We start from the raw sequence: 16,520 nt of genomic DNA, 5'->3' as shown, positions 1-16,520 counted from the left end.
TCGTTAAATACACCTGAAGAATCCAATCGAATTACTTCTCTTATTATTGCATCAGTCTATTCGTGCAAATTACTATGTTTTTAATTATTATTTTAGTACGATAAAATTGGTCATACTATACATGATCGTATATTACAATAATAATAATAACAATAACGAATGGAATACCATAGTAATTCTATTTCTAAAAAAGTATAAGTCGGGGGAGTCCAATGTTTATACGAAATGAAAGAAGTATAAAAGAATTTAGGCAAGCATATCCTATTGTAACTACTTTAGTTATTATTCATCTTGGATTATGGATAATCATTGATCTTTTACAGTTACCATTCGGTGACACGCTCTATCAGTTCGGAGCAGGTAGCAATTACTATATTCATCAAGGAGAGTATTGGCGTCTAATAACACCAATTTTCCTTCATGTAAACTTGACACATGCATTATTCAATTCATTCTCCCTCGTATTATTCGGACCTGCTCTTGAGCAAATGCTTGGTAGAACAAAATTTATAATTGCTTATTTAGCAGCTGGATTTATTGGCAATTTAGGGACATATCTCTTCGGCTCATTGGATTTCTCCTTTGTCCATGTCGGTGCATCTGGTGCTATCTTTGGTTTGTTTGGGATTTATATATTTATGGTTACATTCCGTAAACATCTCATTGATCAAACAAGCTCACAAATAATACTAACGATCGTAATCGTGGGACTTATTATGACATTCATCCGTCAAAACATTAATATTTATGGACACATTTTTGGTTTTATTGGTGGATTCGCGATTGCCCCCATCGTACTGACAGGCGCAAAAATGTATAATCCCTGGGCTACAGTTGCCACAAGAAGAAATCATTCAGATGACTCGATCCAATTTGACCCTAATCGCTGGAATAAAAAACGCTTTCCAGCAAAATGGAAGAATCATATTTGGTGGATTATTTTTGCGATTTTAGTTTTTCTTGGATTAATGAGTAGAATTTTATAATTATCTTAAAAAAGGCTAACCCGCTCAGTACTCGGGTTGGCCTGTTCTGATTATCGTTCATAACTATACAAACCTATTACAGGAGAAAAAAATGACAAATATTAATGATATTGCAAAGATAGCCGGAGTATCCGTATCAACGGTTTCGAGAGTGCTAAATAATTATAAATACGTTTCTGAGGAAAAAAGAAACGCCGTTCAAAAAGTCATTAACGATTTAAACTACACACCTAATAAAAATGCGATTGATCTAATTCGCGGAGAAACAAATATAATTGGAGTAATCCTACCTTATAATAATAATCAAGCTTTTGATCAAATGTTACAAGGAATCCTTCATAGATCAGTAAAAATGGACTTTTCTGTCATTGTTCTTCCTACCAAATATGATAAAAAGAAAGAATTGGAATACCTCGCTATGCTAAAAAATAAATTACTAGACAGTATCATCATAACCTCAAAAGCAAATGCGTGGGATGAAATCTTACCGTTTACAACTTATGGATCCATCATCTCTTGTGAATATACAGACTTCAAGAAAATAGGCTGTTCTTATATTGACAGATATGCTTCCTATATAGACGCCTTTCAAACATTAAAGGAATTGGGGCATTCCTCTGTTGCTTTTACGACTGCTAGGGGAGAAGAAAGTCTTAGTACACAGCAAACTTGCCAAGCGTATAAAGAAGTATTCGGAGAACTTAGACCCGGCACGTATATTTCGCAATGCTATTGTCTAGAGGACGGCTTTCAGGCAGCCAAAAGGTTCTTCGCCCTTAATAATAAACCAAGTGCTATATATGCCAACGGCGACGAGGTTGCGGGTGGAATTTATCAATATGCGCAATCTTCTGGCTTAAAAGTACCTGAAGATTTGGCAATAATCGGACAGGAAAACCAACCAGTAGGGGTGGCACTGGGTTTAGCTACTGTAGATCATCATTTAATGCATGTTGGCGAGCAGGCTTTTGAGCTTGCTATCAGAAAATCCCGTGATAAAATAAAAATTCCATATAATATTATTCGGCGATCTTCAATCTGACTATTGACCTGAAATCCATTTCATCATCTACCATAAATGTATCATAAGATGGGAGATGAATAGGCATGTATAAAAGCTTTATATTTGATTTAGATGGAACGATTATTGATTCAGAAAGAATTGGGCTTGAGGCATTACAATCCACATTACGACAAATCGGAATTCTAAAAGATATTGAAGAGTTACGTTTTTCCATCGGGATTCCTGGATTAAGAACTTTGGAAATCCTTGAGATCGCAGATATTCCAACCACACTCAATACTTGGTTAGAAAAGCAAAAACCTTTCATGAAACATGTACCTGTATTTCAAGGTATGATTGAGGTCATTGCCAAACTTCCAAATACGGCAATCGTAACTTCTCAAAATAAGAAAGAATTGCAAGCCGGATTTGAAAAATTAAATATTGCTCATCACTTTCAATCCGTTATTTGTGCAGATGATACCGAAAAACACAAGCCTAATCCAGAACCACTAGAATTAGCACTTAAAATATTGAATTGTAAAGCAAGTGAGGCAATCTATATAGGTGATTCTGTATATGATTTAAGATGTGCAAAATCCGCTGGTGTTGATTTCGGGTTAGCCTATTGGGGGGCAAAATCCAAAGAAGGCTTTGAAGATGCAAATTATATATTCACTACCCCCAATGAACTATTAAATTGTAAGCAGACTATTTAGAAAATACGTGATAGAGAAACTAATACTGGAACATAAAAAGTTGGGGGTTTTGTTTATTCCCCACTAATGGTTAGTACCACAAGGGTATGACCTAATGGTCTTTGAAGCCATCAGTCATATACTGGCAGTGAGTCACCTACTTACCACTATTGGTTTCACTTTATTGCTTGAAGTGAGGGTATTACTGCCAGTTATAAGTGGGGAAACTTCGAAAAAATTCAAAATTAATAGTGGAAGCATAGTTGTAAATAAAGCATTGCACCATCTTCTGCAAGCGCACGATTAGAAACGTAGCGACTGGAGCGAGTTAACGGAGATAAAGCTACTTGACGTGGCGTATATAGAATTCCCCTGCCTTTTCACCTGATCCCATTGCAAATTAACCAATCAGATATTCATATGCATCACCTAAAACATCACCTTTTTGTAAGGCAACCATATTTAAATTAGCACGTTATTAAAAAGCTGCCGAGAAAAAATTTCTCGACAGCTTGAAGCTTCTTACAACGAAGAAGTTGTAATGATATGATTAGGAATCACGATTCCTGCGCTTCTGGTAATTTCCCTTTCTATTACGTCCACCTTGATTGCGCCCTCCTTGGCCACCACGACCGCTTTGACCACGTTTACCATAGAACCGTTTATTATTTGATCGACGATTATCCTTAGAACGCTGCGCCTTCTTCACGCTAACAGGGGCTACAGAAGATATTTTGACTGGTGTATCTTTTCGTTCCTTTGTAAGCAATTTAAGAGCTGCTGCAATTACAGAGACAGAATCGTGCTCCTCTAACAATTGATTAGCAGTTTGATGATAATCCTTTAGATCTTTCTTCTCTATCGTATCCATAATTTTCTTCAGCGCTACCTGCTGTTGACCTTTTTGAGCATCATGATTAGTCGGTGGAACTAAACGCTTCATTTTACTCTTCGTTACTTTCTCGATCAACTGCAAGTGTGCCATTTCTCGTGGAGTAATAAAGGAAATAGCCTCACCTGTACGACCTGCACGACCTGTACGCCCAATACGGTGTACATAGCTCTCTGGATCCTGTGGAATATCAAAATTATATACATGGGTAACACCGGATATATCAAGACCTCTAGCAGCCACATCCGTAGCCACTAAAACATCGACACGCCCATTCTTAAACTTGTTTAACACTGACATCCGTTTCCCTTGTGTTAAATCACCATGAATTCCTTCTGCGCGATAACCTCTTGCTTGTAAACCTTCTGTTATTTCATCTACCCGCTTTTTCGTACGACTAAATACGATTGCTAGATCAGGTGAATGAATATCTAAATGATTATTCAACGTATCAAACTTATATTTTTCAGGAATTTCTATAAAATATTGGTCAATATTTTCAACTGTCATTTCCTTCGCTTTGATCTTAATCTCTTTAGGTTGCTTCATTAAATTTGTTGCAATATCACGTATTTCTTTTGGCATCGTAGCCGAAAATAGAAGTGTTTGTCTTTCTTCAGGTATGCCTTTTAGAATATCGCGAATATCATCAATAAAACCCATGTTTAGCATTTCATCTGCTTCATCTAAGACAGCAGTTTGAATATTATTTGTACGTATCGTTTTTCTACGCATATGGTCAAGTAATCTACCTGGAGTTGCAACTACAATTTGGGGACCATCCTTTAGTGAACGAATTTGACGGTCCATATGCTGTCCACCATATACCGCAAATGCACGTACCCCTTTTAATTTTCCAAGTCGATTAAGTTCTTCCGCTACTTGAATTGCTAATTCTCTTGTCGGGGCTACAACTAGCCCTTGGATTTTTCGTGCTTTGGCATCCAATTTTTCGATCATAGGAATACCAAAAGCAGCGGTTTTACCTGTTCCTGTCTGCGCTTGTCCAATAACGTCATTACCCTGTATCGCTAATGGTATTGTTTCTGCTTGAATTGGGGTTGCTTCTTCAAAACCCATTCTCTCCAATGCTTTCATTATGGGATTTGAGATGCCTAGTTCTTTAAATGTTGTCACCTATTCCTCTACTCCTTTTTTGTGTAAAAATTTTATTGTAAAAGAGGCCGTGTTGCTTCTATACTTTAGTCCTTGTTATGGTCCCCGCTTTCACAGCATCGTATTAGAGGATCTTCAAAAAGTCCATGAAATAGTATGCAGATCGTATTCTGCTCCTCAGACCATTATATTACTAACCATATAAAGGCTGTACTTCTTGATCCAATCTTGCCCTTTTGTAAGAACACACACTATAAAATTTATTTAAAGGGAATCTACACAAATCGTATCACTTAAAATTTATATTCTATTAATAGAATGTATTTTTATACTTCCTAAAGTACAAAAAGGCTTCACCTTATATGGTAAGAGGCCTCAATCGTAAACTCATGCAATCAATATCATAACATATTTTTCACAAGGATACTAATTAGATAAATGATTTTTTAGTAATACCATGATAAAATGAATGAGATATACAAGATAGAAATAAGGAGGTTTGGGATGCGTCTTCCTCCATTTAATCCATACATTGCAGTTGTAATCGGAGTAATTTCTGTATCGACGTCTGCTATATTTGTCAGGCTTGCTGATCAAGCACCTGCTTCGATAATAGCCAATTACCGATTAGTATTTGCTGTATTATTGATGGCTCCCATCATTTTATTAAAATATCGTCATGAATTAAAGTTAATAAATAGAAAAGACTGGCTTCTATCTATTCTTGCAGGAGTTTTTTTAGCCTTCCACTTTATATTATGGTTCGAATCCTTAAATTTTACTTCCGTAGCTAGTTCTGTCGTACTAGTATCCTTACAACCAATTTTTGCATTTTTAGGTACGTATTTCTTTTTTCAGGAACGTTTTTCATCTGGAGCAGTAATAAGTATGTTGATTGCATTAATCGGAAGCATTATCATAAGCTGGGGTGACTTTAAAATAAGTGGAATGGCTTTATATGGAGACATATTGGCATTGGGCGGTGCTATAACGGTTACGGCATACTTTTTACTTGGACAACGAGTTAGAAGAAGCCTTTCTTTGATGAGCTATACATTTGTAGTATATAGTGTTAGCGCCATTACACTTATACTATATAATTTAGCTTTTCAACATCCTTTTTTTGGATATCCAGCAGACCATTGGTGGGTTTTCTTAGCACTAGCTATCATTCCTACTTTTCTTGGTCATACCCTGTTTAATTGGGCGTTAAAATGGCTGAGCACAGCGACTATCTCAATGGGAATTGTATTTGAACCAGTTGGAGCCTCCATACTTGCCTATATTATTTTAGAAGAGAAGGTAACCGCCTTTCAATTACTGGGTGGTACCATCGTTTTATTTGGATTGTTCCTATTCATTTTAAGTACAAACCAGAAAAAGAAGGTAACCATTGCAAAAAAAGAACAACAAGATTAATTTATATGAAATGGGTGAAGGCATGCACATACAATTAATGACAGATGGCGGAGCTGATATTCCACAGCGTTTGCTTCGTAAAACAGAGATTATTCAAGTACCGTTATACCTGCACTTTAGTGATGGTCAATACAAAAGCGATGTCGATTTAGACTTACCAACTTTTCATAAAAAAATAAAGGAAATGAATGAACTTCCACGTTCTGCTGCTCCTAGTCCAAATGACTTTTACGAGGCATATAAACAAGTAAGTAAACAAACTCCTATACTTATGCTTAGTCTTACTAAAGGATTAAGCAGTACGTATGAAAATGCAGTTATGGGAATGAATATGCTGTTAGAGGAAGAGCCTGACCGGATCATTGAAGTGATTAATACGAAAACAGCCTCTTGTGGTATCGCTCTTCTACTTCACGAAGCAATCAATAAAATAGAAGATAATTACTCGTTTGGAGAGCTTGTGGATCACATACATTACCTAGTCGAGCATACAACTACATTATTTGTGCTCAAGACATTAGAAAACTTAGTACTAGGTGGTCGTCTAGATAAGGTTAAGGGGACAATTGCCAAAACTCTTAATATAAAGTTGTTAATGAAAGCTAGTGAAGAAGGAGCAATCGAAGTAACGGAAAAGGTTAGAGGCGATAAAAAATCGATTAGACGTTTTATTGAACAAATCGGAGAATACACAAAAAATTTCGAAGATAAAGTAATATCTATGTCTCATTGTAATGCAGAAGAAAGAGCGAAAAAAGTACTTGCCGACATACGTAGTAAATATCCCTTTAAGGATGCTTATCTCATGGATACCGGTCCGTTAATTTCAACTTATGGCGGGGAAGGAGCATTAGTTATCTCCTTTTTTAATACAAATAAATAATAGAAAATAAGATGAGGGATTTGCCACTGATTGGTAGTACCACAAGAGTATGACCAAAAGGCCTTTGAACCAATCGGACATTTACTGGCAGTTGCCCCCCTAATTACCCAATAGTGGTTTCACTTTATTGCTTGCAGTTGGGGGATTACTGCCAGTTATATGTGGATAAAGTGTCCGAAGTAACTGAGTGTTAAAATGATATTACTACCGCCTATTCATTCGATACTGGTTCTTTCGTAAGGAAAGAAAACACCATCTGGTTCAGTGTATCCTTATCATCTCCTAGACATATTAAGTGCCTAGATCGTTCAAAAAAGACAACCTCTTTTCGTTTAGAAGTAATTTCTTTATTTAAGTAATATGCAGTTTTATATGGGACCATCCCATCCTGCTGGCCTTGTGCAATAAGTACTGGTGAATCAATTTTTCTTAAGTAACGACGTGTAAATTTCACCAATTTAAGAAATTCAATATTCGATTTTAACGGCACTGCTCCTATTTTTTTTCGATAATTTTGATACAATTTGTTTTTTCTTAAGTTCCCCTTCATAGCATCTGTTAATACACCAGCAACGTCTAATCCAATTTGTTTAAAGGATAAATATTTCCCTGATGTAGCTAGAAGGACAAGTTTATTGACGTTATATTTAGCTGCTAAATAAGCAGCTATCATTCCCCCCATAGAAAAACCAATAAGGTAAATCGTCTCAAACTTTGCCTTTAACTGCAGCAAGCTATTCTCAGCTGCCTTTATCCATTTCTTATGTGAAACATTCTTTAAGTTTAATTTTCTTCCATGTCCTGGTAACGTCGGTACCTCCACATGCCAATTCGTATTTTCTTGCAAATAGTTGGCTAAAGGTTCAACCTCATAGGGACCTCCTGTATATCCATGAATAACCAAACATGCTATCATTTATATTCTCCTCTTCAAGTCCTACCTTTCGTATACCCGATCATTCGTTAGATTATTACAAACTTCTTCGAGATACCGTGTGATTTTTACTCCCATGATTTCTAATTTTTAACAAAAGCAATTTCGTTACTCCTACAAAATAGCTTACAGCTTGACCTTAAAACGGTTGACAGAAAAAGCTGATGTGGCTAACATCAGCTTTTTAGCCATCAATTATCTAAATGCCTTTATTAATGAACCGAACTGTTTTACGATTGGCGATACTTGATGATACGTGTTTGCTAATTGACCTACCGTTGATAACATTTTATCTAAGTCTAATTGTTGCCCTGCTTCACCTGGTTGCTGTGCTTGCCCACTGTTTTCTGGAGCATGCATATTATGCATCTCTTGTTGAAAATTCGGCTGTGATGCTTGGGATTTAATACCTGGCCAGCTCATAGGTTGTTGCGGTTTAGTAAAATAGTCATAAGGGGTTTGGGGATAATAAGATTGAAAACTTTGCTGAATCGTTTGATGAAAGTTTTGTTGCTCGGGATCAATGTTCATATAGTGGGAAGTTGGTTGAGGATAGGGATAATTACGCTGGCCATCATAATGATTATATACATGATCAAAATAAGGCCGATTATACATTTGACACACACCTTCTCTAATTCTTCTTTTACAATAGCTTATGCAATTACGAAAGGTGTGTGACTGATACCGATACTACTTTCGATACCCCTCAAATAAGGAACTATAATGTGATATACCTGTATTTTCTAAACCCAAACGATATTTAATTTTATTTTTTTGGAAACCTAAAATTGGTTCACTTTCTTCTTTAATAAAGGTTGCTGGAGTACCGTATATACCCTTCTCTTGCAGTTCTTTCATATAATTGCTATTCTCGTTAACATTTTTTGTACGAAAAGAGATATCCCATTCCTTTAAATGTTTCAAAAGATTTTCACATTCTTTACAGTCACTGCTTATATAAACGAGCACATCTGATTCTTCCATAGCACAAACCTCCTTTAAAGCAACTAAGATTTCTAATTGTATAATACCCAGCAATAGAGTAACACAAACTGAATTATGTTAAAAACATTACAATTCATTTACATAATTTAGGTACTATTTCTTACACTGTCATTCGAATAGAAGAAAGTCACCCTTTTTAAACGATTATAGGCGGGATAAAATAAACCTACTTCTAGGATTACAACATACCTAGTAGTAGGTTTTAATTTAATCTCCACGCACAACATCTCCTTTTAGAAACCTTCAATCCATACAATATATAGGTTACAGCAATACTGTTTCCTATATGGGAAAAAGCAAAACATATATCTTCTATTGAGATAAATATTTTGCTTCTTCATTGCCAAGCATATATCGCTTGTCTATTCATTTTAAAGAGCAGGGATCCCACATCCCATTTGAATATTACCATATTTTTCTATTAAAGGCTGTGACATTTATCACACCCTATAAGTTATTTCTTGAAAGTAATCCTATAATGTACGAATGGACGTACCTAGCTTTTTTAATAGCTCTATTGCTATCTCTTTCTCCGCTACATTTAGTCCATTTGTTATCTCTTCGATTCTTTCCCAATGTCCTGGAAAGATCGTTTGCAATAAATCGGCTCCCTTCTCCGTAATCTCTGCAAATGTAACGCGACGATCATCCGGGTTTGGAATTCGTTTTAAATAACTCTTCTTCTCTAATTTATTGACAACATATGTAATACTGCCACTTGTTAGCAATATTTTCTCGCCAATATTTTTTAATGGTTGCCCTCCCTTATGATACAGTAATTCCAATACTGCAAAATCTGTTAAATTAAGCCCTCTACGTTGAATATCTGCTTCTACTTGTTCCATAATTGTTCGATACGCTTTTGATAATACAACGAATAACTTTAGAGAGGTGTCTTCCTTTTTTTCTTTTAATGTACGATCTATGATCATTCCCTCTCCTCCCTTTCCGAATCCATAATTAAACGTATGATAGCATAGTTCCTTCGTCATTTTGTAAATTAAGCGAACGTCTTTGTCACTACAATACTTACACTATCCATAACGATTGGTTTGTTGGATATTTTTCCCTATTCCTACGCATCATCCACTTAAAAGGATTCAAAAAACACAATTTCTTAGGAGAAATTTTCAAAAGAACTGCATGCTACGTTATTATCGTTTGTGCGGAGAAGAAAATATGTGAGAACAAGCATTACTCAGGGGTAGCTTGCCAAAACATAAAGATGATTACCTGCACCTATTCAAGTTGTGTTAGGTGCGAGTCTATTCGATGAAAACGACGAATACCATAATTTCCCAATCAAAAAAACTTATGAAAACAGGGGTGTCTCTACAAGCTGACAATTGCTTATTCGGAATTGTGTAAAAATCAAATTCATTTTTTTATTTTACAGATCCACATATCATTTTCAGGTGTGATGGTACTACCTCAATGGTTGAAGGAGTACCAGCTGCTATTTCCCCATCGGTATCCACTTCTTTTTCCTCCTCTGTATACACCTCTAAATAATCCGTTTGGAAGTATGTGACTTCCCTTAAGTTGTCTGTATCCATTTCTGGATTGTTCATCGATAATAACTCTCGAAATGAAGCTAAGTTAGAGTTTTTCACAATTAAGACATCAAGTAAGCCATCAGAAGGATGTATCGATGTAATTGGAAGTTCCCTTGTTCCGATAAACTTGCCATTTAATACTAATATCATAACAGCTTCCCCATTATAGCTATCTTGTCTCGTAGTTATATTATATGTGAAGCTTTTCGCCTGACTAACCGTTTTAATTGTACTCATAAAATAACTAAGAACACCAAAATTTTTCTTTTGATTTGGATCAATATTTTTTGATGTCTCCGTTACTAGCCCCACGCCCCAAAAATTCAAAAAGTAACGTTCGTCTGCCTTTCCGATATCAATATCCATTATTGTACCTTCAGGGATCGTTTGTGCTGCTTCCTCCAAACTTTGCGGCATCAGCATCATCCTACTAAAATCATTTGACGTACCGCCTGGCAAGACTGCAAGAATTGGCCGCTCCTTCAAAGAAGCAATCTTATTTATACATGCGTGTACAGTACCATCGCCTCCAAGAATAATAATAAGTTCTACTTGCTTCGCATACATTTCACATGTGCGTTTAGCATCCTCGACAGAATTGGTTTGGATAACAGTAAGCTGCTTAATTGCCTGCGATAGTATAGGTATGGTTTGGGCTAGCTTATCTTCTATTACATCACCACCAGCATTACCATTATATAAGAATAGTGCCTTTTGAAATGTTGACATGACATTTCTCCACTCCTCTATACCTATTTATTACCTTCTCTAGGATAAAAGAAACCTATTCCGGTACAAGTATATCCTTATTTACAGCATTCGATAAACCACACTTTGTAATGAATTTGTAAATTTGTAGAATTTTTTTGAAATCAACCTAGCATTTTTGTCCTAAATAGTATTTAATTAAAGTGTACATTTTAATTTTTTAGGAGGGTCAAGATGAAAAAGTGGCTTAGTCTATTTTTAGTCTTATTTTTGGCAATTGTACTAGCAGCATGTGGAAGCTCTGATGAATCCAAAGATAGTAATGGGGACAAAAGTAGCGAAGGTAACAGTAAACCAGAGACATTAGTAATGGGGTTCGTTCCATCACAGGATTCGGATACGATTGCTGATACCGTTGAACCTTTAGCAAAGCGTTTGAGCGAAGAATTAGGTATAGAAGTAAAAGGTGAAGTAATGACAAATTACAACGCTTTGGTTGAAGCGATGGGTGCAAATCAGGTACATATTGGCTTTATACCAGCGTTTGGCTATGTTTTAGCAAATGAACAATATGACGTGGAAGTAATCTTAAAATCTATTCGATACGGCTCCGGTACATATAAAGCACAATATCTAGTTCGTTCTGATTCAGATATCAACTCATTGGCAGACTTAGAGAATAAAGTTTGGGCATATGCAGATAAAGGCTCTACTTCTGGATATCTTTTCCCTGCATATCAATTAATGCAAGAATTTGATTATGCTTCTGGTCCTGAACTGGAAAGTGATTTCTTTAGTGCAACTACTTCTGCCGGCGGTCACGATAGTGCTGCAATCGCTGTTTATGAAGGAGATGCAGATGTGGCAACAACTTTTGATGATGTACGCACGGAGCTAGAAGAAGAATATCCAGATGTTATGGATAAATTAAAAGTACTTGACTATACTGAAGAAATCCCGAACGATACGATTTCTGTCACCAAAGAACTAGATGATGAATTAGTACAAGAAATTAAAGAAACTTTCCTTTCCTTTAATGAAGATAAAGAAATGATAAAAATTATGAATGATGTTTATAATTGGGATGCAATTGATGAGGCAACAGACGAAGAATATGAAATCGTTAAAGAAACATACCAAAAATTCAAAGATGATATTGAACTATAGATTGATAGTGTAAATTGAATAATAAAAAGGGGGAGCACAATCTCTCCCTTTTTTTCCTAGTTCAGAAGATTACCGAACAATCTAAGTTTGTTATGGGGGAAATACATACAATGATTCAATTTAAAGACGTTGGGCTTATCTACCCAAATGGTACAAAAGGCTTGAAAAATATTAATGTAACCATTAACGACGGTGAGTTCGTCGTTATTGTTGGTCTATCAGGTGCAGGGAAATCAACATTTATAAGGAGCATAAACCGCCTTGTCACACCTACTAGCGGTTCATTATTGGTTGATAATAAAAATATATTAGATTACCGTAGCAGTGACTTACGTCAACTACGTACGAAAGTTGGCATGATCTTTCAAAACTATAACTTGGTCAAACGGACAAATGTGCTTAAAAATGTCCTAGCAGGTCGACTAGGCCATACTGGCACGTTACGTTCGATCTTGAACCTCTATAAAAAAGAGGATATTGGATTAGCATATGAAAGTCTAAAACGGGTTAACATTGATGAAAAAATTTATAGCCGAGCAGATGAATTAAGTGGGGGGCAACAGCAGCGAGTGAGTATTGCCCGAGTACTTACCCAAAAACCACATTATATTCTGGCAGATGAACCTGTTGCATCCCTTGATCCACCCACTTCTCATCAAGTAATGACATACTTGAAGAAGATAAATAAAGAAGATAACATTACAACGATTGTAAACCTGCATTTTATTGATATGGCAATGGAATATGCTGATCGTATTATTGGTATGCGAGCAGGTGAAGTAGTATTTGACGGACCCGTTTCTGAAGTGTCTGAGCAGACCTTCGAAGAAATTTATGGTCGCTCTATACGTGAGGATGACTTGCGTGGGGGGGCAGATCAATCGTGACAAAGAATACAACAGGTGGTGGTAAGACACCAGCGCTTTATCCAGTGAAAACGAAAGTGCAAATAACCATTATTTTCTTTATTGTTCTAGGCTTTTACTTGTTTAGTATGGTTTGGACACAACGGGAAATGGTTGGTGGTCTTGGTGACGCATTAGGTAATATGCTTGTTGTCATCGAAAAATTCTTCCCTCCCAATTTAGAGGTCATTCCGAAAGTTTGGGGAGAAATGGCACAAACGATTCAGATGGCAATTATTGCTACAACAGCGGCGGCAATATTAACTGTCCCCCTTGCCATCCTTTCAGCTCAAAATGTAACAACGTTTAAACCGTTATATTATCTAACTAGGACATTATTAAATATTTTAAGAACAATACCTGACCTTGTACTTGCAGTAATTTTTGTTGGCCTATTTGGAATTGGGGTATTACCCGGAATTTTAGCTTTATTTATTTTTTCTTTAGGCATTCTAGCGAAATTAATTAGTGAAACGATTGAATCTGTTGATATGAATCCTTTAGAGGCAATGCGGGCTTCTGGAGGCAATGTGTATCAAGTAATCTTTTTTGGACTAGTACCACAGGTTCTACCACAATTCACTTCATTCGTCCTATATGTGTTCGAGATTAATATCCGTGCATCTGTAGTATTAGGTTTAGTTGGTGCTGGTGGGATTGGGCTAGTACTAGATCAGCAGTTAGGGTTTTATAATTATCAAAACGCCATGGCAATTATCATCTTAATATTTGTTGTTGTTATTGTCATTGAATATATAAGTAATAAATTAAGGGAGGCATTGATATAATGGAAAATTATTCATTACCTCCAAAGCAAGAAAAATCGATATGGAAACGATCAAAACGAATCATAATTGCGCTTTTCGTCATCGCTCTATATGTCTGGACATTCGTAGGGATCGATATTGATTGGGGACGTGCGTTGGAACGGGTTATCAGTAATTTTGATCGTGTTATTCCAAAGCTATTTTCCCCCGATTGGACAGCAGTTGGTGAAGTTGGGGTAAAAATAGCGGAAACTGTGCTAATCGCATTTGCTGGATCATTTATGGCCGCAATTCTTGCCATTCCATTAGGCTTTCTAGCAGCGCAAAATATGACAGGGAGTAAAATCCTAGCAACAATTGGAAAATGGATTCTATCGGCAGTACGTGCATTCCCTGATATAATCCTCGCTATCTTGTTTGTAGTAGCCGTAGGACCAAATGCATTTGCTGGTGTACTGGCTATTGCAATTGGTTCAACCGGAATGTTAGGAAAACTGTACTCAGAAGTAATTGAAGCGATTGATATGAAGGTTGTTGAAGCAATGGAAGCAAATGGCGCAAATAAAATTCAAATTCTTTTTTATGGTGTTCTCCCACAAATTATTCCTGAATTTTTGTCCTATGCGATTTATCGATTTGAAATCGATATTCGTGCGTCTTCCATATTAGGGATAGTCGGTGCTGGTGGGATTGGGACAATGATCATCTTTGCTGCTAATAATCGAAATTGGAATGAAATGGGCTTAATTTTGCTAGCTATCATCATTGTCGTTACCATCATTGATTTTATTTCAGCAAGAATTCGTAGAAAAATTGTATAAACGCTCGTATTTGTCCCTCAGGAATCCTGCGGGACAGCTTCTTTTCATTTGAATTAAGTTAATAGAGAAAGGATGCTCACTTTGCAAAACAACACAGCGAAACTCACCATTTTATATACAAGTGATGTACATGGACATGTTATGCCAATTCATTATGGAACGAATGAGAAAGCAAATCTTGGACTTGCTAAATATGCGACTGTCGTAAAACAGACTCGAAAAAAATCAGATCACGTTATTGTATTAGATAATGGCGATTTGATTCAGGGAACCCCCCTAATGACGCATTATGTTAAACAACATACCGACAAAGAAAACCCAATGATAAAAACGATGAATACGATTAATATAGATGCGGGTGTTATCGGCAATCATGAATTTAATTTTGGCAGTAACATCTTGGCAGATGCTATTAATCAATCCAACTTTCCTTGGCTTTCCGCTAATATTATTGATAAAGAAACAGGGCGCCCAAAATATGGACCCCCATACACAATAAAGACTTTTGCTAATGATATCAAAGTCGCCATTATAGGAATTACGACACATTATATTCCGAACTGGGAATCTGCTGATCATATTAAAGGTATTTTATTCAAGGATGCACTTAATACATTAAAAGAATGGGTTCCCTACATACAGCAAAAAGAACAACCAGATATCCTTATCGTATGTTATCATGGCGGATTTGAAAAGGATTTGGAGACTGGCGAACCTACTGAAAGCTTAACAGGAGAGAATCAAGGCTATGACATGTGTGAAATTGAAGGTATTGATATTTTATTAACAGGACATCAACATCGAAAAATAACAGGAAGAATAAATGATGTACTTGTTGTTCAACCAGGAAATAATGCAGCTGCTTATGGTGAAGTAGAGATAAACCTTGAAAAAGTAGCAAATCATTGGTGTATTCGCAATAAAAAAGCCTTTATAAGACCGCTAGAGCACATACGTGATGATAAAGAGATTATGAGTAACATGGCTTTTCTCGAGGAGTCGACGCAAAAATGGCTTGATCAGCCAATTGGCTACATAGAAGGTGATATGACAATTGATGAACCATTTCATGCTAGGATAAACAAACATCCATTTATAGAGTTTATTCAAAAGGTACAAATGGAAGCAAGTGGAGCAGACATATCCGTAACCTCTTTATTAAATAACGAGTCCACTGGCTTTTCATCAACTGTAACCATGCGTGATATCGTTTCTAATTATATGTACCCTAATACATTAGTTGTTTTAGAATTAACTGGAAAAGATATTAAAGCAGCGCTAGAAAAAAGCGCAGAATATTTTATTCTCGATGACCAAGGAATTGTTACTGTAAATCCAGTTTTTGAACATCCAAAACCTCAGCATTATAACTATGATATGTGGGAAGGCATCCATTATACCATTAATGTATCAATGCCTATAGGACAAAGAATAGAAGGGCTAACCTATCATAATCAGCCTGTAGCGGATACTAAAAAATATCCAGTCGTCCTCAATAACTATCGTGCATCTGGTGGAGGCGATTATACGATGTTTACCAATAAACCGATCATAAAAGAAATTCAAAAAGATGCCGTTGAAATTATTCGTGAGTATTTTGAAAGATATCATACTGTAAAAGCAACGAAAACAGATAATTTTAAAGTGAAGCCAGTAA

The 16,520-nt window shown here is 36.2% G+C and carries 16 protein-coding genes and 1 pseudogene; 10 read left to right on the top strand and 7 right to left on the bottom strand.

What is annotated here, in order from left to right; translation table 11 throughout:
- The first annotated feature begins 212 nt into the window (after nt 1-212).
- The 3 genes from JUJ52_RS16850 to JUJ52_RS16840 all read left to right on the top strand — a co-directional run bounded on the left by JUJ52_RS16850 (nt 213) and on the right by JUJ52_RS16840 (nt 2,708).
- A complete protein-coding gene (locus tag JUJ52_RS16850) occupies nt 213-986 on the top strand; it encodes a rhomboid family intramembrane serine protease (protein ID WP_121604536.1) in 774 nt (257 codons plus the stop codon).
- A 91-nt stretch (nt 987-1,077) separates the two neighbouring features.
- On the top strand, nt 1,078-2,028 hold the full coding sequence (locus JUJ52_RS16845; RefSeq protein WP_121604535.1) for a LacI family DNA-binding transcriptional regulator: 951 nt from the start codon (nt 1,078-1,080) through the stop codon (nt 2,026-2,028).
- Nucleotides 2,029-2,093: 65 nt separating this feature from the next.
- Nucleotides 2,094-2,708 carry an HAD family hydrolase gene (locus tag JUJ52_RS16840; RefSeq protein ID WP_026680351.1) on the top strand — a complete coding sequence of 205 codons (615 nt, stop codon included), beginning with the start codon at nt 2,094-2,096 and terminating at the stop codon, nt 2,706-2,708.
- Nucleotides 2,709-3,028: 320 nt separating this feature from the next.
- On the opposite strand, the pseudogene JUJ52_RS23750 reads toward JUJ52_RS16840, so the two are convergent.
- Nucleotides 3,029-3,159 (bottom strand): annotated as a pseudogene (locus JUJ52_RS23750) (N-6 DNA methylase); the annotation flags it as partial.
- Between the two features lie 78 nt (nt 3,160-3,237).
- Nucleotides 3,238-4,716: a degradosome RNA helicase CshA gene (cshA, locus tag JUJ52_RS16835; RefSeq protein ID WP_026680349.1), complete on the bottom strand. Its 1,479-nt coding sequence runs from the start codon at nt 4,714-4,716 to the stop codon at nt 3,238-3,240.
- A gap of 483 nt (nt 4,717-5,199) precedes the next feature.
- Between cshA and JUJ52_RS16830 the strand changes: the two genes are divergently transcribed.
- A complete protein-coding gene (locus tag JUJ52_RS16830; RefSeq protein WP_026680348.1) occupies nt 5,200-6,114 on the top strand; it encodes a DMT family transporter in 915 nt (304 codons plus the stop codon).
- 22 nt (nt 6,115-6,136) lie between these two features.
- Nucleotides 6,137-6,997: a DegV family protein gene (locus tag JUJ52_RS16825; RefSeq protein WP_026680347.1), complete on the top strand. Its 861-nt coding sequence runs from the start codon at nt 6,137-6,139 to the stop codon at nt 6,995-6,997.
- Between the two features lie 211 nt (nt 6,998-7,208).
- Here JUJ52_RS16825 and JUJ52_RS16820 read toward each other — a convergent pair whose 3' ends face one another.
- The 5 genes from JUJ52_RS16820 to JUJ52_RS16800 form a co-directional block, all read right to left on the bottom strand.
- Nucleotides 7,209-7,913, bottom strand: a complete 705-nt coding sequence (locus JUJ52_RS16820; RefSeq protein ID WP_026680346.1) for an alpha/beta hydrolase — start codon at nt 7,911-7,913, stop codon at nt 7,209-7,211.
- A gap of 213 nt (nt 7,914-8,126) precedes the next feature.
- Nucleotides 8,127-8,549 (bottom strand): YppG family protein, encoded by a 423-nt coding sequence (locus JUJ52_RS16815; protein ID WP_051388271.1) that lies wholly within the window; start codon nt 8,547-8,549, stop codon nt 8,127-8,129.
- Nucleotides 8,550-8,624: 75 nt separating this feature from the next.
- A complete protein-coding gene (locus tag JUJ52_RS16810; RefSeq protein WP_026680345.1) occupies nt 8,625-8,918 on the bottom strand; it encodes a glutaredoxin domain-containing protein in 294 nt (97 codons plus the stop codon).
- 494 nt (nt 8,919-9,412) lie between these two features.
- Complete coding sequence (locus JUJ52_RS16805) at nt 9,413-9,871, bottom strand: MarR family winged helix-turn-helix transcriptional regulator (protein WP_026680344.1); 459 nt, start codon at nt 9,869-9,871, stop codon at nt 9,413-9,415.
- Between the two features lie 453 nt (nt 9,872-10,324).
- Nucleotides 10,325-11,224 carry a diacylglycerol/lipid kinase family protein gene (locus JUJ52_RS16800; RefSeq protein ID WP_121604533.1) on the bottom strand — a complete coding sequence of 300 codons (900 nt, stop codon included), beginning with the start codon at nt 11,222-11,224 and terminating at the stop codon, nt 10,325-10,327.
- Between the two features lie 213 nt (nt 11,225-11,437).
- On the opposite strand from JUJ52_RS16800, the gene phnD reads away from it, so the two are divergent.
- The 5 genes from phnD to JUJ52_RS16775 all read left to right on the top strand — a co-directional run.
- Nucleotides 11,438-12,370 carry a phosphate/phosphite/phosphonate ABC transporter substrate-binding protein gene (gene phnD / locus JUJ52_RS16795; protein ID WP_026680342.1) on the top strand — a complete coding sequence of 311 codons (933 nt, stop codon included), beginning with the start codon at nt 11,438-11,440 and terminating at the stop codon, nt 12,368-12,370.
- A gap of 110 nt (nt 12,371-12,480) precedes the next feature.
- Nucleotides 12,481-13,257 (top strand): phosphonate ABC transporter ATP-binding protein, encoded by a 777-nt coding sequence (gene phnC / locus JUJ52_RS16790; protein ID WP_205389555.1) that lies wholly within the window; start codon nt 12,481-12,483, stop codon nt 13,255-13,257.
- Complete coding sequence (gene phnE / locus JUJ52_RS16785) at nt 13,254-14,063, top strand: phosphonate ABC transporter, permease protein PhnE (protein WP_026680340.1); 810 nt, start codon at nt 13,254-13,256, stop codon at nt 14,061-14,063. Before phnC ends, phnE (JUJ52_RS16785) begins: the two co-directional genes overlap by 4 nt.
- Complete coding sequence (phnE, locus tag JUJ52_RS16780; RefSeq protein ID WP_205389554.1) at nt 14,063-14,863, top strand: phosphonate ABC transporter, permease protein PhnE; 801 nt, start codon at nt 14,063-14,065, stop codon at nt 14,861-14,863. The genes phnE (JUJ52_RS16785) and phnE (JUJ52_RS16780) overlap by 1 nt, the downstream gene beginning before the upstream one ends.
- A 72-nt stretch (nt 14,864-14,935) precedes the next feature.
- Nucleotides 14,936-16,520 (top strand): bifunctional metallophosphatase/5'-nucleotidase (locus JUJ52_RS16775; RefSeq protein WP_228089050.1); only part of this gene is annotated, 1,585 nt, incomplete at its 3' end.

The sequence above is a fragment of the Virgibacillus sp. AGTR genome, assembly GCF_016919725.2.
Taxonomy (GTDB): domain Bacteria; phylum Bacillota; class Bacilli; order Bacillales; family Amphibacillaceae; genus Virgibacillus; species Virgibacillus salarius.
Note: the sequence above shows the minus strand (reverse complement) of the source record. Positions and strands in the feature narration are given on the sequence as shown.